General features: G+C 63.7%; 25 protein-coding genes and 1 pseudogene. 19 read left to right on the top strand and 7 right to left on the bottom strand.

The window, feature by feature from the left end:
• A partial coding sequence (locus APH28_RS00800; protein WP_256248244.1) for a thiamine pyrophosphate-dependent enzyme occupies positions 1-689 on the top strand: 689 nt, incomplete at its 5' end.
• Positions 690-997: 308 nt separating this feature from the next.
• On the opposite strand, the pseudogene APH28_RS29375 reads toward APH28_RS00800, so the two are convergent.
• Positions 998-1,322 (bottom strand): annotated as a pseudogene (locus APH28_RS29375) (integrase).
• A 112-nt stretch (positions 1,323-1,434) separates the two neighbouring features.
• Entirely contained in the window at positions 1,435-1,671 is a 237-nt protein-coding gene (locus tag APH28_RS00790) for a hypothetical protein (protein ID WP_060507142.1), read from the bottom strand.
• Positions 1,672-1,814: 143 nt separating this feature from the next.
• Here APH28_RS00790 and APH28_RS28795 point away from each other — a divergent pair, with 143 nt between their 5' ends.
• Together APH28_RS28795 and APH28_RS28790 are read left to right on the top strand one after the other, a co-directional pair.
• On the top strand, positions 1,815-1,961 hold the full coding sequence (locus APH28_RS28795) for a hypothetical protein (RefSeq protein WP_177334204.1): 147 nt from the start codon (positions 1,815-1,817) through the stop codon (positions 1,959-1,961).
• Positions 1,962-2,130: 169 nt separating this feature from the next.
• The gene (locus APH28_RS28790) at positions 2,131-2,292 is read left to right on the top strand and encodes a hypothetical protein (protein WP_177334203.1); all 162 of its coding nucleotides are present in this window, start codon (positions 2,131-2,133) and stop codon (positions 2,290-2,292) included.
• Between the two features lie 62 nt (positions 2,293-2,354).
• Here APH28_RS28790 and APH28_RS00785 read toward each other — a convergent pair whose 3' ends face one another.
• A complete protein-coding gene (locus tag APH28_RS00785; RefSeq protein WP_256248242.1) occupies positions 2,355-2,714 on the bottom strand; it encodes a hypothetical protein in 360 nt (119 codons plus the stop codon).
• Between the two features lie 202 nt (positions 2,715-2,916).
• Between APH28_RS00785 and APH28_RS00780 the strand changes: the two genes are divergently transcribed.
• A complete protein-coding gene (locus APH28_RS00780) occupies positions 2,917-3,285 on the top strand; it encodes a hypothetical protein (RefSeq protein ID WP_060507140.1) in 369 nt (122 codons plus the stop codon).
• A 197-nt stretch (positions 3,286-3,482) separates the two neighbouring features.
• Positions 3,483-3,812: a hypothetical protein gene (locus APH28_RS00775; protein WP_060507139.1), complete on the top strand. Its 330-nt coding sequence runs from the start codon at positions 3,483-3,485 to the stop codon at positions 3,810-3,812.
• Between the two features lie 16 nt (positions 3,813-3,828).
• Here APH28_RS00775 and osmE read toward each other — a convergent pair whose 3' ends face one another.
• Both osmE and APH28_RS00765 read right to left on the bottom strand, forming a co-directional pair.
• Positions 3,829-4,194 (bottom strand): osmotically-inducible lipoprotein OsmE, encoded by a 366-nt coding sequence (gene osmE, locus APH28_RS00770; protein WP_060507138.1) that lies wholly within the window; start codon positions 4,192-4,194, stop codon positions 3,829-3,831.
• 39 nt (positions 4,195-4,233) lie between these two features.
• A complete protein-coding gene (locus tag APH28_RS00765) occupies positions 4,234-5,469 on the bottom strand; it encodes an NADH:flavin oxidoreductase/NADH oxidase family protein (RefSeq protein ID WP_060507137.1) in 1,236 nt (411 codons plus the stop codon).
• Between the two features lie 100 nt (positions 5,470-5,569).
• On the opposite strand from APH28_RS00765, the gene APH28_RS00760 reads away from it, so the two are divergent.
• A complete protein-coding gene (locus APH28_RS00760) occupies positions 5,570-5,995 on the top strand; it encodes a MerR family transcriptional regulator (protein WP_060507136.1) in 426 nt (141 codons plus the stop codon).
• 28 nt (positions 5,996-6,023) lie between these two features.
• Here the strand turns inward: APH28_RS00760 and APH28_RS28785 are convergent, their stop codons facing one another.
• Complete coding sequence (locus tag APH28_RS28785; RefSeq protein ID WP_177334202.1) at positions 6,024-6,176, bottom strand: hypothetical protein; 153 nt, start codon at positions 6,174-6,176, stop codon at positions 6,024-6,026.
• Between the two features lie 234 nt (positions 6,177-6,410).
• Between APH28_RS28785 and APH28_RS00755 the strand changes: the two genes are divergently transcribed.
• The 7 genes from APH28_RS00755 to APH28_RS00725 all read left to right on the top strand — a co-directional run bounded on the left by APH28_RS00755 (position 6,411) and on the right by APH28_RS00725 (position 12,807).
• Positions 6,411-7,391: a quinone oxidoreductase gene (locus APH28_RS00755; protein WP_060507135.1), complete on the top strand. Its 981-nt coding sequence runs from the start codon at positions 6,411-6,413 to the stop codon at positions 7,389-7,391.
• A 13-nt stretch (positions 7,392-7,404) separates the two neighbouring features.
• Positions 7,405-8,253 (top strand): TauD/TfdA family dioxygenase, encoded by an 849-nt coding sequence (locus APH28_RS00750; protein WP_060507134.1) that lies wholly within the window; start codon positions 7,405-7,407, stop codon positions 8,251-8,253.
• Positions 8,254-8,307: 54 nt separating this feature from the next.
• Positions 8,308-9,360 carry a 3-keto-5-aminohexanoate cleavage protein gene (locus APH28_RS00745; RefSeq protein ID WP_060507133.1) on the top strand — a complete coding sequence of 351 codons (1,053 nt, stop codon included), beginning with the start codon at positions 8,308-8,310 and terminating at the stop codon, positions 9,358-9,360.
• Positions 9,361-9,522: 162 nt separating this feature from the next.
• Entirely contained in the window at positions 9,523-10,827 is a 1,305-nt protein-coding gene (locus tag APH28_RS00740; protein ID WP_060507132.1) for an MFS transporter, read from the top strand.
• Entirely contained in the window at positions 10,824-11,477 is a 654-nt protein-coding gene (locus APH28_RS00735) for a DsbA family protein (protein ID WP_060507131.1), read from the top strand. Before APH28_RS00740 ends, APH28_RS00735 begins: the two co-directional genes overlap by 4 nt.
• Positions 11,474-11,800: a Rieske 2Fe-2S domain-containing protein gene (locus tag APH28_RS00730; RefSeq protein WP_060507130.1), complete on the top strand. Its 327-nt coding sequence runs from the start codon at positions 11,474-11,476 to the stop codon at positions 11,798-11,800. The genes APH28_RS00735 and APH28_RS00730 overlap by 4 nt, the downstream gene beginning before the upstream one ends.
• Complete coding sequence (locus APH28_RS00725) at positions 11,797-12,807, top strand: YeiH family protein (RefSeq protein WP_060507129.1); 1,011 nt, start codon at positions 11,797-11,799, stop codon at positions 12,805-12,807. The genes APH28_RS00730 and APH28_RS00725 overlap by 4 nt, the downstream gene beginning before the upstream one ends.
• Here the strand turns inward: APH28_RS00725 and APH28_RS00720 are convergent.
• Complete coding sequence (locus APH28_RS00720) at positions 12,804-13,814, bottom strand: AraC family transcriptional regulator (RefSeq protein WP_060507128.1); 1,011 nt, start codon at positions 13,812-13,814, stop codon at positions 12,804-12,806. The two genes, APH28_RS00725 and APH28_RS00720, sit on opposite strands and share 4 nt — an antisense overlap.
• Positions 13,815-13,993: 179 nt before the next feature.
• Between APH28_RS00720 and APH28_RS00715 the strand changes: the two genes are divergently transcribed.
• The 6 genes from APH28_RS00715 to APH28_RS00690 all read left to right on the top strand — a co-directional run bounded on the left by APH28_RS00715 (position 13,994) and on the right by APH28_RS00690 (position 23,227).
• Positions 13,994-14,560, top strand: coding sequence for an alpha/beta hydrolase (locus APH28_RS00715; protein ID WP_060507127.1), 567 nt, complete (start codon positions 13,994-13,996; stop codon positions 14,558-14,560).
• A gap of 87 nt (positions 14,561-14,647) precedes the next feature.
• Complete coding sequence (locus APH28_RS00710) at positions 14,648-16,603, top strand: DUF1302 domain-containing protein (protein ID WP_060507126.1); 1,956 nt, start codon at positions 14,648-14,650, stop codon at positions 16,601-16,603.
• A gap of 38 nt (positions 16,604-16,641) precedes the next feature.
• Positions 16,642-18,000 carry a DUF1329 domain-containing protein gene (locus APH28_RS00705; RefSeq protein WP_060507125.1) on the top strand — a complete coding sequence of 453 codons (1,359 nt, stop codon included), beginning with the start codon at positions 16,642-16,644 and terminating at the stop codon, positions 17,998-18,000.
• Between the two features lie 22 nt (positions 18,001-18,022).
• Entirely contained in the window at positions 18,023-19,000 is a 978-nt protein-coding gene (locus tag APH28_RS00700) for a YCF48-related protein (RefSeq protein WP_060507124.1), read from the top strand.
• Positions 19,000-21,465 (top strand): RND family transporter, encoded by a 2,466-nt coding sequence (locus tag APH28_RS00695; RefSeq protein WP_060507123.1) that lies wholly within the window; start codon positions 19,000-19,002, stop codon positions 21,463-21,465. Before APH28_RS00700 ends, APH28_RS00695 begins: the two co-directional genes overlap by 1 nt.
• Positions 21,458-23,227, top strand: coding sequence for an acyl-CoA dehydrogenase C-terminal domain-containing protein (locus APH28_RS00690; RefSeq protein ID WP_060507122.1), 1,770 nt, complete (start codon positions 21,458-21,460; stop codon positions 23,225-23,227). Before APH28_RS00695 ends, APH28_RS00690 begins: the two co-directional genes overlap by 8 nt.
• The last annotated feature ends 7 nt before the right edge of the window (positions 23,228-23,234 follow it).

Below are 23,234 nucleotides of genomic sequence, written 5' to 3'. Positions count from 1 at the left end.
AAATCAGCGAAGCGCTGACCGACACCGCGCACTGGGACTTCACCCGCCTCATGACCATCCGTGAAGCGAACGAAGCGCAGATTGCCGAAGGCGGTGATGACAACCGCTTCCCGGTCTACCCACAGCGCTTGGTTGCCGACATCCGCCGCGCGCTGCCGTCCGAAGGCATCGTTGCCCTGGACAACGGTATCTACAAGATCTGGTTCGCCCGCAACTACAAGGCGCACAAGCCGAACACCGTGCTGCTGGACAATGCCCTGGCGACCATGGGCGCTGGCCTGCCATCGGCCATGGCCGCGCACCTGGTGTACCCGGACCGCCCGGTGATCTCGGTATGCGGTGACGGTGGCTTCATGATGAACAGCCAGGAGCTGGAAACCGCAGTTCGTCTGGGCATGCACATCACTGTGGTGATCCTGCGTGACGACGGCTACGGCATGATCCGCTGGAAGCAGGCCAACATGGGCTTCACCGATTTCGGCCTGGACTACGGAAACCCTGACTTCGTCAAATATGCTGAATCCTATGGCGCCACTGGGTATCGCGTAGAAAGTGCCGACTCGTTGATTCCGCTACTTGATCACTGTATCTCCAATCCAGGCGTGCACGTGATTGATTGCCCGGTCGACTACAACGATAACGACCGCATATTGAACATTGATATCCGTGAGCGCAGCGCGGCGGTGTGAAGCCGTACTGTCCTTGCTGATCGCTGTTTCAGCGTGGTGGCGAGGCGTCAAGGAGAACCAGAAATCGACTATTTCTGGCCCATAGCTACCCGCCATGAAAGGCAGCTATGGGTCGAAAGCGGACAGTTGGCTGCGGCTTCCATGTGATACCAAATTTGATACCAACGGGGAGGGAATGAGGGGGTGTGGAGGGGAGTTTCGCCCAGTAAAATCAGCCCTTTAGCACCGCCAAACACCCCTAAAATACTGCATGGTGATGTTGGCGGTAGAGATCAAGTGCTTGTCCTGCGGGAATTCCAGAGGTGTATTTAGGCCCTCTCGTCAGTTTTGGGCCAATTTTGGGCCAATTCGACTCGGGGCGGCAGCTTCTCAAGCTCCCTCCAGTCCGAGGAGGAGCCGATCCATTTCGCGTAGGTAGAGAGCAACATCACGACGCAGTGGCCGAGCTGGTTCGCGATGAACGCGGGGTTCATTCCAGGCATCAGGCACAGGGTTGCGCAGGTGTGGCGGGTGTCGTACTGACGGCGTTCACGGATGTTCAGCGCTGAGCGCTGATTTGAAGGGGCGGATTGTAACACTTGGCTCGTTGATCCACAGCCCACCTTTGCTCGGTTGGAACACAAAAAGGCTTATCCTTCCTTCACGTGTTGAGGAGTGGTGCTGAAGCCCAGCATTCTGTTGAGCTTTATCGATTGTGCGACAGGGACAATTCTTCAAGTCGTGATGCGCGCGGCGGCGTGCATGGTTACCCCTCCGGCGGATTCACACCACAGACAAACTCATCCGAGCCAAGCCGGTGCGAGCCGAATTCCACGACGTAGCCATCACCACGGCGCCGCGCCTCGGCCATGGCCGTTGTCCGGTCTGCATAGATGTCGACAAAGTGCCATGGATGCAAGTCGCGTAGAACACCCCACCCAAGCACCCAACCTTCATTGTCGGGGTCCGGAGGCAGGTTTCTTGCCAGGCTGCGTATGCTCATGTCTCTCTCCTTTAGCTCAGGCAACAGATTAGCAGCACCTCGCCAGATGAAATTTGATCAGTGGCCGGCCCCGGCCCGAACCTCCCGTCTTTGCGCAGTCCAACGTAAGCAAGGCCTCGCTTCGCCTGGCTGGAGGTACGCACATGAAACGCAAGACTGCATGGGTTGTCGTGTTGTCAGGGTTGTTGTTGCTCAGCGGCTGCTGGCCGTATTGGCACGACGGCGATCATCATCACCGGCGTTATTACGATGAAGACCGTGGGGGGCACCAGGACTATCGTCGCTACTGACGCAATGCGGCATTGACGTCATCCCTTCCGCTTGCGGCCAGACCTGCGCCACGCAACTGTAAAGAAATGGAAAAGCTCGCCCAGGCTGGCCGGTCTGGAATTTACACTGGCAGCGCTGCCTCGCCTGGCATCAGGCAGGGCACCGGTTTTTGCCTTTTGGAGCGTTTTAATGAAGTTGAAGCAAGTAGTCCATGCAGCCGTGGTGGTTGCCTTGGTATCCACCCTGGCAGGTTGCTGGATGTTCATGCCGCCGGGTGGCGGTGGGGGGCATGGTGGGGGGCATGGCGGCCCGGGCATGATGGGCGGCGGGCACGGTGGCGGCCCACGCTGATAGTCACTGAACCAGACCGCTATTCGCTCACCGGCCGAGGGTTGGGCGAATAGCTGGCCGGGTCATGCTTCATCGAGCAACCGCCCAGGGTTGAAGAAGAACGATGCAATGATCACGGCACTGATCACACCCATAGCATCCGCGACCAGCAACAGAAACTCGCTGCCATCTCCCAGTAGCGCTTGATGACTGACAGCGAAGCTCGCCCCGTGGGGAAAGGCGGCGATACCCAGCAACGCTGCTGCCAGCGCAGCCGATAGCAGCTTGGCGTACGGCCTGCCAAACGCCAGTGTGTAGGCCCAGAACACAAAGATGCTGAACACGGCAAGGCCCGCGGAAGTCACGAACTGGGCGAGTATTTCCAGCCACCACACCATGGGTTCTCCTGAACGTTGAGCCTGGTCGATACTCATGAGAATCATGGCCAGTAGAAATCGTTCCGCTCGGCTAAAGAAATAACCCGAAAGTCCAAAAGATGCCGGTAATCGGCCATTTCTCATATAGCAAACAAGCCTAATGTGCGGCGCCCCTTGCGCAGTACCATAGGCCCATGAAAGCAAAAAAAGGGCGTTGTGCTTCGCCACTCTGTTTCAAGTTCTGGATGGGGCAGCAGGAGCGTGTCGCGTGAAGAGCTCAAGATCGGTTGCAGGCGCAGTACTGTTATCCACATTTGCCACGCTGTTCATGGCCGGGTGCGCACACGACCCGGATGTACGGGATGGCCATGACTATACGTCTGGCATCACCGAACGAAGCACGCCAGCCTATCTGGGGTGCGTCAAAGGCGAACTTCAAGGCAACGTGAAAACCTATGAAGTCGACGGCGACAACTCGGTCAAGCTGTACGTCGAAAGTACCGACCCTACTAAAGCCGATGGCCTGGTGGAGTTACGGGGCACGGGAACTGAGCGCCAGTTCACCGCCTACCAGCGCGACGCTTGGTACGACCATGGCAGGCTGCTCGATGCGGCGCTGATGTGCAAAAAAGCCTGACGCGTTGTTCCGCAAGAGCAAAAAGCCCGCACATGAGAGCGGGCTTTTTGCGATGGGTGCTGATCCATCAGCGTTTTTCATTCTAAGGGAATCAGCCGGCTTGCCCATTCGACAGAAGTCTTTCACGACCTTGGTGGATTACTCCTTTAGTGCAATCACGGCTAGAATGGCGCACGTTCTCGCTTGGTTAATTGCAAATGCCAAACTTTCGCATTCTGTTCTGTACTGCACTCATTGCCAGCCTTGCCGCTTGCGCCAACCCAGGCAAGCCTACCGCCAGCAAGCTGACTTCAAAAACACCTGAAGATTACGCCGCCTGCGTACTGCCCAAGTGGCAGGCGTTGTCACCCCAAACTACGCAAAAGTCCATCAACCACGGGTATCGGTTGACTGCGCCCAGCGCCGTGACGTCAGACGAAGTGCTGGAAGTCGTTGAATACCGTGAGGGCAGCCGGGCAACTTTCTATAAAGGCAGTTTCCTGTCGAGCGACAAGCTGCGCCTGGCTGCCAGAGAGTGCCTGGAATAAGCGACTACCGAAGGCATCAATAGCCTGAACCCCCCATGCCGCCCATGCTGGGCAATGCTTGCCGGGACTTTTGTTGCGCGTTACTCCATTCGGCGCAGGTCATGAAGCTGGTCTTGTCGACCTTGTCAGCCTGATCGAAGCTGACCATGTAGGGCTGTTGCTTTCGCCCCGGGTTGGTGAGGATGTAATCGAAGCAAGTACCGGGTACTGCTGTGCGGTCGGACTGGGCGCCCGGTTTGCCGCCTATTTGCAGTACTTGTTCTTTGCTCATGCCGGTAGCCACTTGGGCTACCAACGGCTGGTCATGGTAGAGGGATGAGTTACTTGAACAGCCCGTGAGCGCTGACAATACAAACATCAGCGCACAAGTTGATTTGTTCATGGCAGTGCTCCCGTCAGAGAACGCCGTAGCGCAACAACATCAATCCAGTCGGCTATTCATCATACGCCTGTATTGCTTCACTCGGCGCAGCGTGCACCACTGCTCCAGCAGCAGGGCGCGCAGGGGCGAGGCCTTGGCCCTGGGTTTGCTGCCAGCTGCCAGCCGGCGCATCTGCAACTTCACCAACGCCATGTAGGCCAGGGCAGCGAACGCCTTGCGCTTCCAGCGGATGGGTGGCAGTTCGGCAAACGCCTGGCTCTCGCCGGCTTGCCAGCGCCGGGGCAGGGCGGGGTCGACAGCCAGTGCGGTGGCGATGCCGGCCATGGCCACGCCACTGGCGAGCACTTGCTCGACCACCGGCAGGCGGCGGATGCCCCCCGTGACCATCACCGGCATGCGGGCAATTGCGACGATCTCGCGGGCGAATTCGAGGAAGTAGGCTTCCCGCGCCAGGGTACGGCCGTCGCGGGCATCGCCTTGCATGGCCGGTGCTTCGTAGCTGCCGCCCGACAGCTCTACCAGGTCAACCGGCAGTTCGTTGAGCCACAGCACGACCTGGCGAGCATCGGCAGGCTCGAAGCCGCCCCGCTGGAAGTCGGCCGAGTTGAGCTTGACCGCCACGCTGAAGCCCGGCGACACCACTGCACGCACAGCCTTGACCACTTCCAGCAGCAACCGCGCGCGGTTTTCCAGGCTGCCGCCCCAGCGATCCTGGCGCCGGTTGGTCAGTGGCGAGAGGAACTGGCTGAGCAGGTAGCCATGGGCCGCGTGGATCTGCACGCCGCTGAACCCGGCTTGTTCTGCCAGCGCCGCAGTGCGGGCAAAGCGCTGGATCAGCGTGGCGATTTCGGCTTCGTCCAGTGCCCTGGGCTGTGGGAACAGTTTCGACAAACCGCCCATGTCCAGTGCGACCGCCGAGGGCGCCACGGTAGGCTGGCCAAGGTTGGCCTGCATCTGCCGCCCGGGGTGATTGATCTGCATCCAGAACTGCGCCCCTTGGGCACGACCGGCGCTCGCCCATTGGCGAAAACGCTGCAACTGCTGGCTGTCGTCGAGCATCACACCCCCAGGGCCGGTCATGGCGCTCGGGTCGATCATGACGTTGCCGGTCAGCAGCAGACCGGCGCCGCCTTCGGCCCAGGCCTGATACAGGCGCAGCAGCTGGTCGGAAGGGGTCTGGTCCAGATTGGCGAGGTTTTCTTCCATGGCCGCTTTGGCAATGCGGTTGGGGATGACACTGCCATTGGGCAGGCGCAAGGGCTGGAACGGGGACATGCGGTGTTCTCCAAGTTGGCGCCGGGCGTCGGGCGGGCTGGGTTTTGGAGAAGGCTAAGGTTAAAGTAAACCTTAAGGTCAATAGAGAATTTCACGCACCATGAAAATAGGCGAGCTGGCCCGACGCACGGGCCTTAGCGCATCGCGCATCCGTTTCTATGAAGCCAGCGGGCTGATCGAGGCCCGACGCCTGGGCAACGGCTATCGGGATTACCCGGAGCAGGTGGTGAGGGCACTGGAAATCATCACCTGTGGCCAGCAGGCCGGGTTCAGCCTGGAGGAGATGCGCAAGCTGACCAGCGCATCTGGCGCGGGTGCTGCGCGGCATGACCTGTTGCTGGCGAGCCTCAAGCGCAAGGTTGCCGAGATCGAAGCGCTGCAACTGCGCCTGGCGCAGAACCGCGCGCAATTGCTGGCTGTTATCGCAGGCATGGAGGGCAAACCGCAGGGCATGGACTGCGAGGAAAATGCCCAGCGGCTGATCGCCGGGTGGCAGGAAGGCGAGGCGGACAAGGGGCACCGCTGACTGGAGGTTTCCCAGGAGCCATCACCACTTAGCGGTTTCTGGAGCGGTTGACCACATTGCATACCCAGCGGTGATCGCAACGGTAGGGCGCTCGAATGAATGTCAGATCAGCAACGCGCTTTGCGCCTTGTGCCTTCAGGGCCTGGGTCAATTCAGCGAGAGTTTCTGCTTCGATGGTCATGCTTTCACCTCGTCAGATTGCTGGCATTCCTTATTCTTGACCTGACGGGCAACCCAGCGACTCAATTCTTTTCCGGTTAATGACTTTGTCATACCGGCACAGATCGTCCGCTGGCGTGTCATCAAATGAAAACCCGCTGTCGCCCGATGCGAAGCACTTCGTACCCCGAGCGCTTACATTCCAATCACCCAGAGCTGACGCCTTGCGTCCAGATCGATGATTGGAGAGACAAGCATGTCCAAAGTCGTACGTTTCCATCAGACCGGTGGCCCCGAAGTGCTGCGCTACGAGGATGCCGAGGTCGGTGAGCCCGGCCCGGGCCAGGTGCGCCTGCGCCAGGTGGCGGTTGGCCTGAACTATGCCGACACCTATTTCCGCAATGGCACATACCCGATCCCGCTGCCCAATGGCATCGGCGTGGAAGCGTCCGGGGTAGTGCAGGCGCTAGGCGAGGGCGTGACCCAGGTGGCGGTGGGTGACCGGGTGACGTACACCGGCTTTCTCAACACCCTCGGCGCCTATTGCACCGAGCGGCTGATCCCCGCAGCCGCGCTGATCAAGCTGCCAGAAACCATCGCCTTCGAGACCGCCGCTGCCATGACCATGCGCGGGCTGACCGCGGCCTACCTGATGCGCCGGCTGTACGCCTTCAAGCCCGGCGATACCGTGTTGCTGCACGCTGCCGCCGGTGGCGTCGGCCTGATCGTCGCGCAGTGGGCGCGGCTGCTGGGGCTGAACGTGATCGGCACGGTGTCCACCGAGGCCAAGGCCGAGGTCGCCCGCGCCCATGGTTGCAACCAGATCATCAACTACAGCGTCGAGGACGTGGCCAGCCGCGTGCGTGAGCTCACCGATGGCGTCGGCGTCAACGTGGTGTTCGACAGCGTTGGCAAGAACACCTTCATGGGCTCGCTCGATTCGCTCAAGCGCCGTGGCCTGATGGTTTGCGTCGGCACCGCCTCCGGCACCATCCCGCCGTTCGACCCGCAGTTGCTGGCGATCAAAGGCTCGCTGCAGCTGACCCGTCCGGCGCTGGCCGACTTTATTGCCGACCCCGCGGAAAAGGCCGACTTGGCCGGCGAGCTGTTCGACCATGTCAGCAGTGGCCGCATCCGCATCGAAATCAACCAGCACTATGCCCTGCAGGACGCCGTCCAGGCCCATCGTGATCTGGAAGCGCGCAAGACCACCGGCTCGTCGATCTTCGTCATCTGAAGAGGGCAACAGCATGCACATCGAACAACTGACCTGTGCGATCGGCGCCGAGATCAGCGGCGTCAACCTGGCCGACGCGATCCACGACGACGACCTGTTCGAGCAGCTGCGCGCGCAGTTGCTCAGGCACCGTGTGCTGTTCCTGCGTGACCAGCACTTCAGCCGTGCCGAGCACGTTGCTTTTGCCCGACGCTTCGGTGACCTCGAAGACCACCCGGTGGCCGGCAGTGACCCGGACCACCCTGGTCTGGTGCAGATCTACAAGCGCCCCGACCAGCCTAACGACCGTTATGAAAACGCCTGGCACACCGACGCCACCTGGCGCGAAGCACCGCCCATGGGCTGCGTGCTGCGCTGCGTCGAGTGTCCGCCGGTGGGCGGCGACACGATGTGGGCGAACATGGTGCTGGCCTATGAAAACCTGCCCGCCGACGTGAAAGCCAAGATCGAAGGCCTGCGCGCACGGCACAGCATCGAAGCCAGCTTCGGCGCCGCCATGCCGATCGAAAAACGCCTGGCGCTCAAGGCGCAGTTCCCGGATGCCGAGCATCCGGTGGTGCGCACCCACCCGGACACCGGCGAACAGGTGCTGTTCGTCAACGCCTTCACCACCCACTTCAGCAACTATCACACGCCCCAGCGCGTGCGTTTCGGCCAGGACGCCAACCCCGGCGCCGCCGACCTGCTGCGCTACCTGGTCAGCCAGGCCTACTTGCCGGAGTACCAGGTGCGCTGGCGCTGGAAGCCCAACAGCGTAGCCATCTGGGACAACCGCAGCACCCAGCATTACGCGGTCATGGATTACCCGCCGTGCCACCGCAAGATGGAGCGCGCGGGCATCAAGGGCAGCCGCACCTTCTGAGTTACCCGCCGCCACCTGCGGCGCACAGCACAATAACAATAGCGAGGACTACTCATGCAATTCTTCGATGATTCGTTGCACCCGGAAAACATGGAAAAGGTGGTGATCACCGTCGCCCCGTATGGCCCGGAATGGATGCCCGAGGATTTTCCCGAAGACATCCCGCTGACCATGGACGAGCAGGTGCAAAAGGCCGTCGACTGCTATGAAGCCGGTGCCACCGTGCTGCACCTGCATGTGCGCGAACTGGATGGCAAGGGCTCCAAGCGCCTGTCCAAGTTCAACGAACTGATCGCCGGTGTGCGTGAAGCGGTACCGGACATGATCATCCAGGTCGGTGGCTCGATTTCCTTTGCTCCCGAGGGTGAAGGCGAGGCGGCCAAGTGGCTGTCCGACGACACCCGGCACATGCTCGCCGAGCTGACCCCACGCCCTGACCAGGTGACCGTGGCGATCAACACCACGCAGATGAACATCATGGAGCTGCTGTATCCGCAATACCTGGAAGGCACTTCCCTTGCCCATCCGGCCATCCACGCCGCTTACAGCGAGATGACCGTGCCTGCCGGCCCGGCCTGGGTCTGCGAACACCTGCGCCGCTTGCAAGCCAGCGGCATCCAGCCGCACTTCCAGCTGACCGGCATGCATGCCCTGGAGACCCTTGAGCGCATCGTTCGCCGTGGCGACTACATGGGCCCGCTGAACCTGACCTGGATCGGCATCGGCGGCGGTTTCGACGGCCCCAACCCGTTCAACTTCTTCAACTTCATCCACCGCGCGCCGGATGGCTGCACGCTGACCGCCGAATCGCTGCTCAAGAACGTGCTGCCGTTCAACACCATGGCCCTGGCCATGGGCCTGCACCCACGTTGCGGCAACGAAGACACCATCATCGACCAGCATGGCAAGCGCTTTGGCTCGGTGCAGCAGATCCAGCAAACCGTGCGCGTGGCCCATGAACTGGGCCGCGAAGTGGCCACCGGCAAAGAGGCCCGGGCCATCTACCGCATTGGCGAGCAGTACACCAGCATCGAGCAGACCCTGAAGGCCAACGGCATGGCGCCGAACCGCCAGCCAGGGCAAAAGGGTGTGCCGCAGCGGGCCTGATAGCAGGTCCGGCCCTTCGCGGGCACGCCCGCTCCCACAGGTGCTGCACCTGACCTGTGGGAGCGGGCGTGCCCGCGAAGAGGCCAGCCCAAGCAGTAAAGATTTTGGCTTTACCCATAACAACAAGAACACAACCAACGCCAGATACTCCCAGGAGGCACCATGGCCACCTATCTCGCCAGTGCCGAAGCACCCGGCGCCGACCCCACGCACAGCGTTCCCCGGCGCTATGCCTGGGTCGTCTTCGCCCTGACTTTCGGCCTGTTGATCTCCGACTACATGTCGCGCCAGGTGCTCAACGCCGTATTCCCGCTGCTCAAGGGCGAGTGGGCCCTGAGCGACAGCCAGCTCGGCCTGCTCAGTGGCATCGTCGCGCTGATGGTCGGCCTGCTGACCTTCCCGTTGTCATTGCTTGCCGACCGTTTCGGCCGGGTCCGCAGCCTGGTACTGATGGCCGTGCTGTGGAGCCTGGCGACCCTGGGCTGCGCCCTGGCGGAAAACTACCCGCAGATGTTCATCGCACGCTTTTTGGTGGGTGTCGGCGAGGCCGCCTATGGCAGCGTCGGCATTGCCGTGGTGGTGGCAGTGTTCCCCCGCGACATGCGCTCGACCCTGGCTGGCGCCTTCATGGCCGGTGGCATGTTCGGCTCGGTGCTGGGCATGGCCCTGGGTGGCGTGCTGGCCCAGCACCTGGGGTGGCGCTGGGCATTCGCCGGCATGGCGCTGCTCGGCCTGATGCTGGCGGTGCTGTACCCACTGATCGTCAAGGAAGCCCGCATCCGCCCGCACTGTGTCAAACCGGCCCACGTGAAAGCGAGCCATCCATTGCGCACCTTGTACGGCTCGCGTTCGGTGATCGGGGCCTACATCGGCAGTGGATTGCAACTGTTCGTCGGGGGCACCGTCATCGTCTGGATGCCCAGCTACCTGAACCGCTACTACGCCATGGGCACCGATCGCGCCGGCGCAATCGCTGCGGTCATCGTGCTGTTCAGCGGCATCGGCACGATCCTCTGCGCGATGCTCTGCGACCGCCTGGGCCGTCAGCGCCCGGACCGCAAGATCAGCCTGGCCATCGGCTATTGCCTGGGCAGCTGCCTGCTGCTGTCGGTGGCCTTTGCGCTGCCGGCGGGCACTGTGCAACTGGTGCTGATCTGCCTGGGCATGATGATCGCCGTGGGCACCAACGGCCCGTCCAGCGCCATGGTCGCCAACCTGACCCACGCCGCCGTGCATGGCACTGCATTCGCCACCCTGACCCTGGCCAACAACCTGCTGGGCCTGGCGACCGGCCCGCTGATCACCGGTCGGGTGTCCGACCTGATCGGTCTGCACGCTGCGTTCCAGCTGGTGCCGCTGGTGAGCATTGCCGCCGCCGCCGTGTTCTTCATTGCCAAACGCCATTACCACCGCGACATGGAGCGTCTGCAAGCATCGGTCAGCCGTAACGAGGAGTTGAGTTCGTGAAACAGACGTTGTCCGTCGAAGTGTTCTTCGATTTCATTTGCCCGTGGTGCCTGATCGGCCAACGGCAATTGCAGGCCGCCCTGTTGCTGCTGCAGCGCGAGCAGCCGCAGGTAGAGGTGACCCTGCAGTGGCGGGGCGTGCAGTTGCTGCCTGGGCTGCCCGCCAATGGCCTGCCATTCCACGCCTTCTATGTAGAGCGACTGGGCAGCGAGCAAGCCGTGCGCGAGCGCCAGGCGCAGGTGCGCGCAGCGGCCAGCGTTGTGGGTGAAGATATCGACTTCACGCGTATTCGCCGCATGCCCAATACCGCCAACGCCCACCGCCTGTTGCAACGGGCGTCCGGCCTGCTCGGCGCCAGGCGGCATGAAACCCTGCTGACGCAGCTGTTCATTGCCTACTTCCATCAGGGCCGCGACCTGGGCGACAGCCGGGTTTTGCTCGCCATTGCCCGTTCCTGTGGGCTGGAGGCGGCGCAAGTGGCCGACTGCCTGCGTGAGGATGGCAGACCGTTTCTTGATGGTGCCGGGCGTGCGGGCAGTGCAGTGCCGCGTTTCCGCTTCAATGAGGGGCGCCTGATTGCCGGGGCACAACCTGCCGACGTGCTGTTCGCGGCCATGCTCGAGGCTCTGCACGTACGGGTGCCGGCATGACCCGGCGGATCGCCCTGGCCGCAAGCCAGCTCCCCGAGCGCAACGGGCGTGTGCTGGTGGAGAGCCACGGCAAGAGCCTGGCTGTGTTCAATGTGGCCGATACCCTTTACGTGATCGACGACAGTTGCCCGCACCAGGGGGCCTCGCTGTGTGGCGGGCGCCTGGAGGGCCGGGTCATCCAGTGCTGTGCCCATGGCCTGCGCTTCGACTTGGCCAGCGGCAATCTGCTCAACTCCACGGCGCTGAAGGTCAACTGCTACCCCGTCGAATTCGAGGGCCAGCAGGCGTTCATCGTGCTGAATGACGAGGAGGGCGGGCAATGAGCACGCTGGCGATAACGGCGACACAGCAGCGCATTCGCGCATTGGCTCCGGGTCTAGCGGTCAGCCTGATCGTGGGCGCGGCGGCGAGCTTTCTCAGTGAGCACTATGCGGCCCCGGTCATGCTGTTTGCCCTGTTGCTGGGCATGGCGCTGAACTTCCTCGCCGTCGACGGGCCGTGCAAGGCCGGTATCGAGTTCACCGCCCGCGGTGTGCTGCGCCTGGGCGTGGCCCTGCTGGGCATGCGCATTACCCTGGACCAGATTGCCAGCCTCGGCTGGAAGCCGGTGGCGTTGGTGGTCATCCTGGTGGTGGTGACCATCGTGATGTCGGTGATTGTAGCCAAGGCGCTGGGCTTTTCTCGGCTGTTTGGCCTGTTGACCGGTGGCGCCACGGCCATCTGCGGCGCCTCCGCGGCCTTGGCGCTGGCGGCGGCGCTGCCCCAGCACCCGCGCAAGGAACACGCCACGCTGTTCACGGTGATTGGCGTGTCGGCGTTGTCGACCCTGGCGATGATCCTCTACCCGATGATTGCCAATTGGCTCCACCTGCCGCCGGGGCAGGCCGGCGTATTCCTCGGGGCCACCATTCACGACGTGGCCCAGGTGGTGGGTGCCGGTTACAGCATGTCCACCGAGACCGGCGACATCGCCACGGTGGTCAAGCTGATGCGTGTGGCCATGTTGCTGCCGGTGATCGTTTGCGCAGCGATGATCACTCGCCGCCAGGGCCTGGATGCCGGTGGTCAGCGCCCGCCATTGTTGCCCTGGTTCGCCGTCGGCTTCGTGCTGCTGGCCTGCGTCAACAGCACGGGCTGGGTACCCGCAGCGGTACAGGGGGGCATCAATGACCTGTCCCGTGGCTGCCTGGTGGTGGCCATCAGCGCCCTGGGCATGAAGACCCAGCTCAAGGCCCTGGCGTCCGTCGGCCTAAAGCCCATCGCGCTGATGGTGGGTGAAAGCGTGTTCCTGGTGTTGCTGGTGCTGGCCCTGATGCACTGGGGGCTTTAAGAATCCTGCACGGCATGCTGCGCCCGCCAGGTGGCGGGCGGCATGCCGAACTGGGCGATGAACCAGCGGGTGAACGAACTGGGCATCGAATAACCGAGCATGTCGGCGATGCGTCCCAGCGAATAGCTGGGGTTTTCCAGGTAACGCATCACCAGGTCGCGGCGCACGTTGTTGATCATGTCCTTGAACGTCAGCCCGTCTTCCTCCAGGCGCCGTTGCAGCGTGCGCACATTCATGCCCTGGGTCTGCGCCACCTGCTCGATGGTGGCGCGGCCCATGGGCAGCAGCAGGTAGATGGTCTTGCGCAGTTCCAGTTCGAGTGATGGCGTGCCGCCGGCCGGCAAGGTGTCCAGGTAGCGCCGCGCCAGGCGCGCCATGGCCTCGTTGGCCTGGGGGCTGGCGCTGTCGAGGTCGGCGGCGGGGCAGACGATGCCGTTGAACTCGCTGCCGAACACCAGCGTGCAGCCGAAGATGCGCCGGTGGATGGCCTGGTCCGCTGGCGCGGCATGGGTGAAGTTGGCGCTGATCGGATGCCACTGGCCCCCCAGCAGCGCTGCGCAAAGGCGCAGCATCACGCCGATGGCCAGCTCCGTGGCCTGGCGGCTGCACGGCGCCCGTTCATTGATTACTTCCTCGCGAATGATCACCGTCTTGCCGGCTTCCTCGACATGGATGGCCAGCGCGTCGTTGAGCAAGTGGCGGTACTGCACGATCACTTCCAGGGCATCGCGCAGGTTGCGCTGATGGCTGAGCAGCAGGCTGATCTCGCCGAAGTCCGAGAGCTGGCGCGATTCGGCCATGCGCAGGCCGAAGGTTTCGCAACCGCTGATACGGGCCGACTCTTCCAGCAGGGTGATCACGTTGGCCGCCGGGATACGCCGGTTGGGGTCTTCGAGCAGTGCAGCGCTGAGGCCGACCTGGGCGAGCAGGGCATGCGGGTTCAGGCCCACGTGGCGAGACACTTCGAGGTAGTTGGTGAGGCTGGCGGCACGGACTAGGGCGGGCATTTTTATTGTTTTCCGTCAGGCGGTTCGTCAGTTATAGCCTGCGTGTCATCAATTGAGAAGCACAAGGCCGAAACGTTGGCTTGTCATCAAATGAAAAGTCACTGACGCGCAATGTGAAGCACCCGCCGAGCCCCCTCTTTACTGTGAACCACGTACCCGATCCAAGCCGAGGTCCCGACGTGGAAAGACTGCAAACCACCGCCACCGTGCTGATCATTCCTGGCCTGCGCGAGCATGTCAGCGAACACTGGCAAACCCTGCTTGAAGCGCGCCTTGCCAAGGTCCGCAGCGTGCCGCCGCTGCTGGTCGACGGGCTCAGCTGCAGCGCCCGTGTCGAAGCCATCCAGCGCGAGCTGGAGCAGATCGACGGCGAGGTGGTGCTAGTGGCGCACAGTGCTGGCGTGCTGATGGTGGCCCACTGGGCCGCCCGTTATCAGCGGCCGATCAAAGGCGCCTTGCTGGCAGCACCGCCTGACCTGCGCGCCCAGTGGCCGGCCCATTACCCCAGCCCGCAAAGCCTCGCCGAACAGGGTTGGTCGCCCTTGCCGATGGCGCGGCTGCCGTTCCCCAGCATCGTCGCCGCCAGCAGCAATGACCACCTGGCCAGCTTCGACGCCGCCGGTGCCATGGCCCAGGCCTGGGGCAGCGAACTGATCGCCCTTGGGCCGGTCGGCCACCTCAACCCGGCAGCCGGCTTTGGCCCCTGGCCGCTGGCCGACAACCTGATCCGCCGCCTGGACCACTGATCTGCCAACCGCGCACGGATGCCCAGGCCAAGCCCGCAGATGACGGGCGGCCCAAAAACAACAAGAAAAACACCTGGAGTCATCGCAATGCCAAAACACCGCATTCACCGTGCTGTGAAACCACAGCGCTGCCTGCTCGCCTGCGCCATCAGCCTGCTCAGCCTGCCCGGCGCACAGGCCTTCGAGGTCACCACCGGCAGTGAAGACTGGGCGGTACGCTTCGACAACACGGTCAAATACAACTATGGCGTGCGCACTGAAAGTGCCGACAAGCGCATGCTCGGCACGCCCAACAGCAATGACGGTGACTACAACTTCCGCAAGGCCGGCACCACTATCACCAACCGGGTCGACCTGCTGACCGAGCTGGACGTGGTGTATCAGGGCAACACCGGTTTTCGCATCAGCACTGCCAGCTGGTACGACAAGGCTTATGACAACACAGGCTCCAACAGCAACCCGTTCGTCAACGGCAACGGTGACCGCTCCGGCATCAACCCCAGCCTCAATGGCCTGCCGGGCACGGGTGTGCCGCTGGGCAGCCCGCACCTGAGCAACTATGCCCAGCGCTACTACAGCGGCCCGTCCGGTGAAGTGCTGGATGCCTTCGTGTTCTTCAGCCGCGACGTGGGCGAGGCGTCGCAGGTCAGCGCCAAAGTCGGCCAGCACAACTTGTTCTGGGGTGAAACCCTGCTCAACCCGGTGCACTCGCTGAGCTACGGTCAGTCCGGGCTGGACCTGGCCAAACTGGCAGCCTCGCCAGGCACAGAGGCCAAGGAACTGTTCGTGCCGCGCAACCAATTCTCCACGTCGTTCATGGTCAACCCCGAACTGACCTTGGGCGCACAGTATTTCTTCGATTGGGATGCCGCTCGCCTGCCGGAAGCCGGCACCTACTATGGCGGCTCCGATGTGGTGGGCGAGGGTGCCCAGAGCCTCCTGCTCGGCCACACGGGCACCCCCGGGCTGATCCCGGTACGCGGTGCGCTCACCACCCTCCGTCGTGGCGACGACCTGACGCCGCGCAACAGCGGCGACTGGGGCGTCATGGCCAAGTGGTCGCCCGAATGGCTCGGCGGCACCCTGGGCTTCTACTACCGCAAGACCTCCGAGATCCTGCCCCAGGCCTGGCTTGACGCTCGCGGCATGACCGTGGCCCGTGGCCCGTTCGGCACGCCGCCGGCCAGCCGCCAGGGCGCCGTCGGTAACCTGTACAACTCGCTGCAGAGCACCACCTACCAGTTCGCCTATTCCGACGACATCGACATCTATGGCCTGAGCCTGTCCAAGGACGTCGGTGGCGTCAGCGTTGGCAGCGACCTCAACATTCGCCACCACATGCCCTTGGCGAGTATCCCGGCGATCGTCAGTGCCCCCGGCACTGCGGGCCTGGGCGGCGGCTTTGGCCTGCTACCACCGCGCCTGGCCAGCAGCGGGGTGATCTACGACGTGCCCAAGGATGGCGACAGCCTGAGCGCCACCGGCGAAACCCTGCACTGGACCCTCAATGGCCTGATGACCATCGGCAACACGCCGCTGTTCGACTCGGCGACCCTGCTCGGCGAGCTGTTCTACAGCAACCTGCTCAAGCTCGATGGCCACAACGAGGCCTTGTACAAGGGCAAGAGCAGCTACCGCGGCATCGACAAGCCGACCCGTGACAACTGGGGTATCGCCGTCAACTTCACCCCCACCTGGTTCCAGGTGATGCCAGGTGTCGACCTGAGCATGCCGCTGTCGGTCAACGTCGGCATCGACGGCGTGTCGCCTGTGCAGGGCGGCGGTGCCAAGGACACCGGCAACTATGCGGTCGGCGTCGGCGCCGCCATCTACAACCAGTACTTCGTCGACCTCAAGTACGTCGACAGCTTCGGCAAGACTCAGTCCTGCAAGGATGGCCAGACCGACGGCAGCACGCCGAACGCCCTCGATGGCGAACAGGACTACACCTGCTACGGCGGCGGCTATGCCTCCTTCTCCGGCGGTGGTGCCACCACCGAAGACCGTGGCGCCTTGTACCTGACCCTCAAGACCACGTTCTGAGACCTGTCCCCCACAGACTTCACAGGAAAACAACAAGCATGAACTACGTGAAAACCCTGTTGGCCACCTGCCTGTCGCTGGCTGCCCTCAACGCGGCCCACGCCGCCGTATCCCCTGACCAGGCTGCCAAGCTGGGCAAGAGCCTGACCACCCTGGGCGCGGACAAGGCCGCCAATGCCGATGACTCCATCCCGGCCTACCAGGGCGGCCTGCTGACGCCGCCGGCCAACTACCAGAGCGGTGCCAGCATGCGCCCCGACCCGTATGCCAATGAAAAACCGCTGTTGGTCATCGATGGCAAGAACGCCGAGCAGTACAAGGGCCAGCTGACGGCCACCACCCTTGAACTACTCAAGCGCTTCCCGACGATGCGTGTCGATGTCTACCCGACCCACCGCAGCGTGGCGCTGCCCCAGGCGGTGCTTGACAACACCCTGAAGAACGCCACCGGCGCCAAGAGCCAGGAGGGTGGTACTGCGGTGGACAACGTGCTGCCAGGCATCCCGTTCCCGATCCCGCAGAATGGCGCCGAGGCCATGTGGAACTTCCTGCTGCGCTACCAGGGCGTAAGCATGACCGCCAAGTACGACTCGTGGAACGTCGACGCGGCCGGCAAGCCCACGCTGTCGACCACCGGCCAGGCCAACATCAGCTACCCGATCTACGAAGACATGAACAAGCCGATCGGTGCCAAGGACACCTACTACCAGATGAAACTGGTGTACACCGGCCCCGCCCGTCGCGCCGGCGAAGCGATGATGCTGCGCGATGCCGCCAACCCGCTGGTGCAGCCGCGCAGCGCCTGGCAATACCTGCCTGGCCAGCGCCGGGTCAAGCTGGCGCCGAACCTGGCCTACGACACGCCCAACCCGGGCACTTCGGGTTCCGGTACTTACGATGACGTGTTCGTCTTCAACGGCGCCCTCGACCGCTACGACTGGACCCTGGTCGGCAAGCAGGAGATGTACGTGCCGTACAACACCTACCAGCTGACCTACAACACCGACGTCAAGCAGCTGATCACCCCCAACCACCTCGCGCCGCAGTTCGTGCGCTGGGAAAAACACCGCGTGTGGGTCGTGGAAGGCAAGCTCAAGGACGGCGCGCGGCACATCTACCACAAGCGCCGTTTCTACCTCGATGAGGACAGCTGGGTGGCCCTGGCTTCCGACCAGTATGACGCCCGCGGCCAGCTGTACCGTGGCTCGTTCGCCTTCCTCACCCAGAGCTACGACAAGCAGACCCCGGATGCCACGCCGTTCATGATCTACGACCTGGTCGGCGGCACCTACAACCTCAACGGCGTGGTCGGCGCTTATGGCGGTATTCGCTACATCGACCCGCTGTCCAAGGCCCAGTGGTCGCCTGAATCGCTGGCCGGCAACGGCATCCGCTGAGCGCATGGCGCAGAGGTTCGCAATGTCTGTCTTCAAACGATGCAGCGTGGCGATGCTGGTCTGGGCTGCGTTGCAAGGCGCGGCCCAGGCCGCGCCCTTCACCGACGTGCTCGACCTGCCGGCGATGCCCAGTGCATTGGCCGCCAGCAGTGCGCTGCGTGACGTGACCCGGGCCGGCGAGCGCCTGGTGGCGGTGGGCCCGCGTGGGCACGTCGTGTATACCGACGACCATGGCGCGCACTGGCTGCAAGCTCAAGTGCCGGTCAGTGCCGACCTCAATGCCGTCAGTTTCCCCACGGCCGAGCATGGCTGGGCGGTGGGGAACGACGGGGTGGTGTTGCACAGCCGCGACGGCGGCCTGCACTGGGAAAAACAGCTCGATGGCCGGGCACTGGCCGACGGCACCGACAGCACTTTGCTCGATGTGTGGTTCAGCGACGACCAGCACGGCTATGCCGTGGGCCTGTTCAACCTGTTGCTGCGCACCGAGGACGGAGGCCAGCACTGGTTGCCGTGGCAGGACCACAGTGACAACCCGCAAGGCCTGCACCTGACCCGCCTGGCACCGGTCGGTGACACGCTGTACATCACCGGTGAGCAGGGCCTGCTGCTCAAGCTCGATGGCGCCGGTGAACGCTTCAGCCAGGTGCCGACACCCTATGCCGGCACCTTGTTCGGGGCCGTGGGCAAACCCGGCCTGCTGCTGATCTACGGCTTGCGCGGCAATGCCTACCGCAGCACCGACGGCGGCCAGCAGTGGCAACCGGTCAGCAGCGGGGTGAAGACCAGCCTCACGGCGGCCAGCCTTGGCGCCAGCGGCGAAGTCTGGCTGGCCAGCCAGGCCGGCGACCTGCTGCTCAGCCGCGACGGCGGCGCCAGCTTCAGCCCGCAGCCACAGGCCACACGTGGCCCGGTGACCGCGCTTGCCGACGACGCCGGTACCGGCCTGGTACTGGTGGGCGAGCGGGGCGTGCGTACCTTCGACGAGAGAAGACCCTGATGGCCGATATCCGCCAAGACCCACTGCCGGTGATCCACAACCTCGCCGACTTCGACCCGCGTTCTGGCAATCGCCTCGAGCGCCTGGTGTTCAACCACCGCCTGGCCTTCGTGCTGTGCATGCTGCTGACCACCCTGGTGCTGGGCTACATGGCACTCACCCGCCTGGAACTGCGCCCCAGCTTCGAGAAGATGCTGCCGCAGAGCCACCCCTACATCCAGAACTACCTGGCAAACCGCCAATCACTGCGCGGCCTGGGCAACTCGGTGCGGGTGGTGGTGGAGAACACCCGCGGCGACATCTTCGACCCCGACTACCTGCAGACCCTGCGCCAGATCAACGACGAGCTGTTCCTCAGTGACGGCGTCGACCGCGCCTGGATGAAATCCTTGTGGAGCCCGGCGGTGCGCTGGACCGAAGTCACCGAAGAGGGCTTCCAGGGCGGCCCGGTGATGCCTGATGGTTACCAGGGTGGGGCCGCCGACACCGAACAGCTGCGGCAGAACATCGAGCGCGCCAACATCGTCGGCAGCCTGGTGGCCCGTGACTTCAAGTCGAGCATGCTGATCGTGCCGCTGCTGGACCAGGATTCGGCCACCGGCAAGGGCATCGACTACCACGGCTTCTCGCAAAAGCTTGAACACCTGCGCAGCCAGTACCAGGCCAGCGGCCAGTACCAGATCCATGTGATCGGCTTTGCCAAGCTGATGGGCGACCTGATCGATGGGCTGATCCAGGTGATGGCGTTCTTTGCCCTGGCCGTGGTCACCAGCCTGGTGATCATCTACCTGTACACCCGCTGCGTGCGCAGTACCTTGCTGGTGGTGCTGTGTTCGCTGACGGCGGTGGTCTGGCAGCTGGGCATCGTCGCCTGGCTGGGTTATGCCATCGACCCGTACTCGATCCTGGTGCCGTTCCTGATCTTCGCCATCGGTGTGTCCCACGCCGCGCAGAAGATGAATGGCATCCTTCAGGACATCGGCCGTGGCACCCACCGGCAGATCGCCGCGCGGTACACCTTCCGCCGCCTGTTCGTGGCCGGGGTCACCGCACTGCTGGCCGACGCGGTGGGCTTTGCCGTGCTGATGCTGATCGATATCCCGGTGATCCAGGACCTGGCCATCACCGCCAGCATTGGCGTGGCGGTGTTGATCTTCACCTCGTTGCTGCTGATGCCGGTGGCGCTGTCGTATGTCGGCGTGGGCCGCAAGGCCGCCGAGCGCGCCTTGTACATCGATGGCCGTGCGGCCCAGCACCGAGGCTTTGGCCGCTTGTGGGACCTGCTCGACCGCTTCACCGAACGCAAGTGGGCCACGGGCGCCTTGCTGGTAGCCGTGGTGTTGGCCGCTATCGGCGTGTGGGGCAGCCTGCAGCTGAAGATCGGTGACCTCGACAGCGGCGCTCCGGAGCTGCGCGCCGATTCGCGCTACAACCGCGACAACGCGTTCATCACCAGCCACTACGCGCTCAGCAGCGATACCTTCGCAGTAATGGTCAAGACACCCCCGGAAGGCTGCCTGCGCTACCAGACACTGGTGCTGGCCGACCGCCTGGCCTGGGAGCTGCAGCAGTTGCCCGGGGTGCAGACCACCCTGTCGCTAGCCAATGCGGTGCGCCAGATCACCGCCGGCACCTACGAGGGCAACCCGCGCCTGAACAGCCTGCAGCGCAACCAGGACGTGCTCAACTACGCCGCACAGCAGGCCTCGGTCAACACCCCAGAGCTGTTCAACAACGACTGTTCGCTGATGCCGGTGATCGCCTACCTCAAGGACCACCGCGCCGACACCCTGGCGCAGGTCGCCGCCACCGCCGAGCGCTTCGCCCAGGCCAACGGCAGCGAGGATCAGCAGTTCCTGCTGGCCGCTGGTAGTGCCGGTATCGAGGCCGCCACCAATAGCGTCGTGCGCGAGGCCAACCACCGCATGCTGTTGCTGGTGTACCTGGCCGTTACCGTGTTCTGCCTGTTTACCTTCCGCAGCTGGCGCGCCACGGTGGTGGCCGTCCTGCCACTGATGCTCACTTCGCTGCTGTGCGAAGCGCTGATGGTGGCCCTGGGCATTGGCGTCAAGGTCGCCACCTTGCCGGTGATCGCCCTGGGCGTGGGCATTGGCGTCGACTATGCCTTGTACCTGCTCAGCGTGCAGTTGCATCACCAGCGTGCCGGCCTGCCACTGGCCCAGGCCTACAAGAAGGCGGTGGCCTTTACCGGGCGTGTGGTCGGTCTGGTGGGCATCACCCTGGCCGCCGGTGTGGTCGGCTGGGCCTGGTCGCCGATCAAGTTCCAGGCTGACATGGGCCTGCTGCTGACCTTCATGTTCCTGTGGAACATGCTCGGCGCGCTGGTGCTGATCCCGGCGCTGTCGCATTTCCTTCTGCGTGGCCATGGTGCCCCGGCGGCCAGCCGGGCTCGCGCCGCGTCACGTTCGTCAACCCAAGAAACCGAGTGTTCGCCTCATGTCTGATTACCTTCCGCCCCTGCGCGACATGGCTTTCCTGTTCAACGAAGTGTTCGATATCCCGGCCTGGTGGGCGCAGACCCCGGCGCTGGCCGAGCAGGTCGATGCCGACACCGCCCGTGCCGTGCTCGAACAGGCCGGCAAGCTGATTGCCGAGGTGGTGGCGCCGCTCAACCGCAGGGGTGACGAACAAGGTTGCCGCTGGGAAGACGGCCGGGTGATTACCCCTGACGGCTTTGCCGAGGCCTACCGGGCGTTTGCCGAAGATGGTTGGGTGGGTGTGGCCGGTGCGCCCGAGTACGGCGGCATGGGCATGCCGAAAGTGATCGGCGCCCAGCTCGAAGAGATGCTCAACGCCGCCAACCTGTCGTTCGGCCTGTACCCGATGCTCACCGCAGGCGCCTGCCTGGCACTGCTCAACCACGCCAGCGAGCCGCTCAAAGCCCGTTATCTGCCGCCGATGTACGAAGGCCGCTGGACCGGCTCGATGTGCCTGACCGAGCCGCACTGCGGCACTGACCTGGGCCTGCTGCGCACCCGCGCCGAACCGTCGGCCGATGGCCGCTACCGGGTCAGCGGCACCAAGATTTTCATCACTGGCGGTGAGCAGGACCTGAGCGAGAACATCATCCACCTGGCGTTGGCGCGCCTGCCCGACGCACCTGCCGGTGCCAAAGGCATTTCGCTGTTTCTGGTGCCGAAAGTGCTGGTCGACGACGATGGCGCGCTGGGCGAGGCCAATGCCGTCAGCTGTGGCTCCATCGAGCACAAGATGGGCATCAAGGCCTCGGCCACCTGTGTGATGAACTTCGACGGCGCCATCGGCTACCTGGTAGGCGAACCGAACAAGGGCCTCAACGCCATGTTCACCATGATGAACTACGAGCGCCTGGGCGTAGGCATCCAGGGCCTGGCCCTGGGCGAACGCTCCTACCAGAATGCCATCGCCTATGCCCGCGACCGTCAGCAGGGGCGCGCGCCGACCGGCGCCGAGGCGCCTGGGCAGGCGGCCGACCCGATTGTCGTGCACCCAGATGTGCGGCGTATGCTGCTGACCATGAAAGCGCTGAACGAAGGTGGGCGGGCATTCTCCACCTACGTGGCGCTACAACTGGACTTGGCCAAGTACAGCGAGGATGCCGGTGCCCGCCGCCTGGCCGAGTCCAAGGTGGCCTTGCTGACTCCGGTGGCCAAGGCCTTCCTCACCGACATGGGCCTGGAAACCACCGTGCATGGCCAGCAGGTGTTCGGTGGCCACGGTTACATCCGTGAATGGGGCCAGGAGCAGCTGATCCGCGACTGCCGCATCACCCAGATCTACGAAGGCGCCAACGGCATCCAGGCCCTCGACCTGGTAGGGCGCAAGCTGCTCGGCGACGGTGGCCAGGCGTACCGCCTGTTGTCGGCAGAGATCAGCGCATACGCCGAAACGTTGCCAGCCGAATTTGGCGCGCCGTTGCTGGCGGCCATGCACAACCTCGATGAACTGACCGCCTGGGTGCTCGACCGTGGCCAGGGCGACCCGCGGGAGGTCGGTGCCGCCTCGGTGGAATACCTGCAAGCCTTCGGTTACACGCTCTATGCCTACCTGTGGGCACGTATGGCTGAAGTCGCCTTTAACACGGCGCAGCCCGAGCCGTTCCACCAGAGCAAGCTGGCCACCGCGCGCTTCTACTTTGCGCGCCTGCTGCCGCGCACCCACTCACTGATGGCCAGCGTCAAGGCGGGCAGCCACAGCCTGTACCTGCTCGATGCCGAACTGCTGTGAAGGATAC

Source organism: Pseudomonas sp. NBRC 111124 (genome assembly GCF_001320245.1).
Lineage (GTDB): Bacteria > Pseudomonadota > Gammaproteobacteria > Pseudomonadales > Pseudomonadaceae > Aquipseudomonas.
The sequence above is the reverse complement of the archived record's forward strand: the minus strand, read 5'-3'. Positions and strand labels throughout refer to the sequence as shown.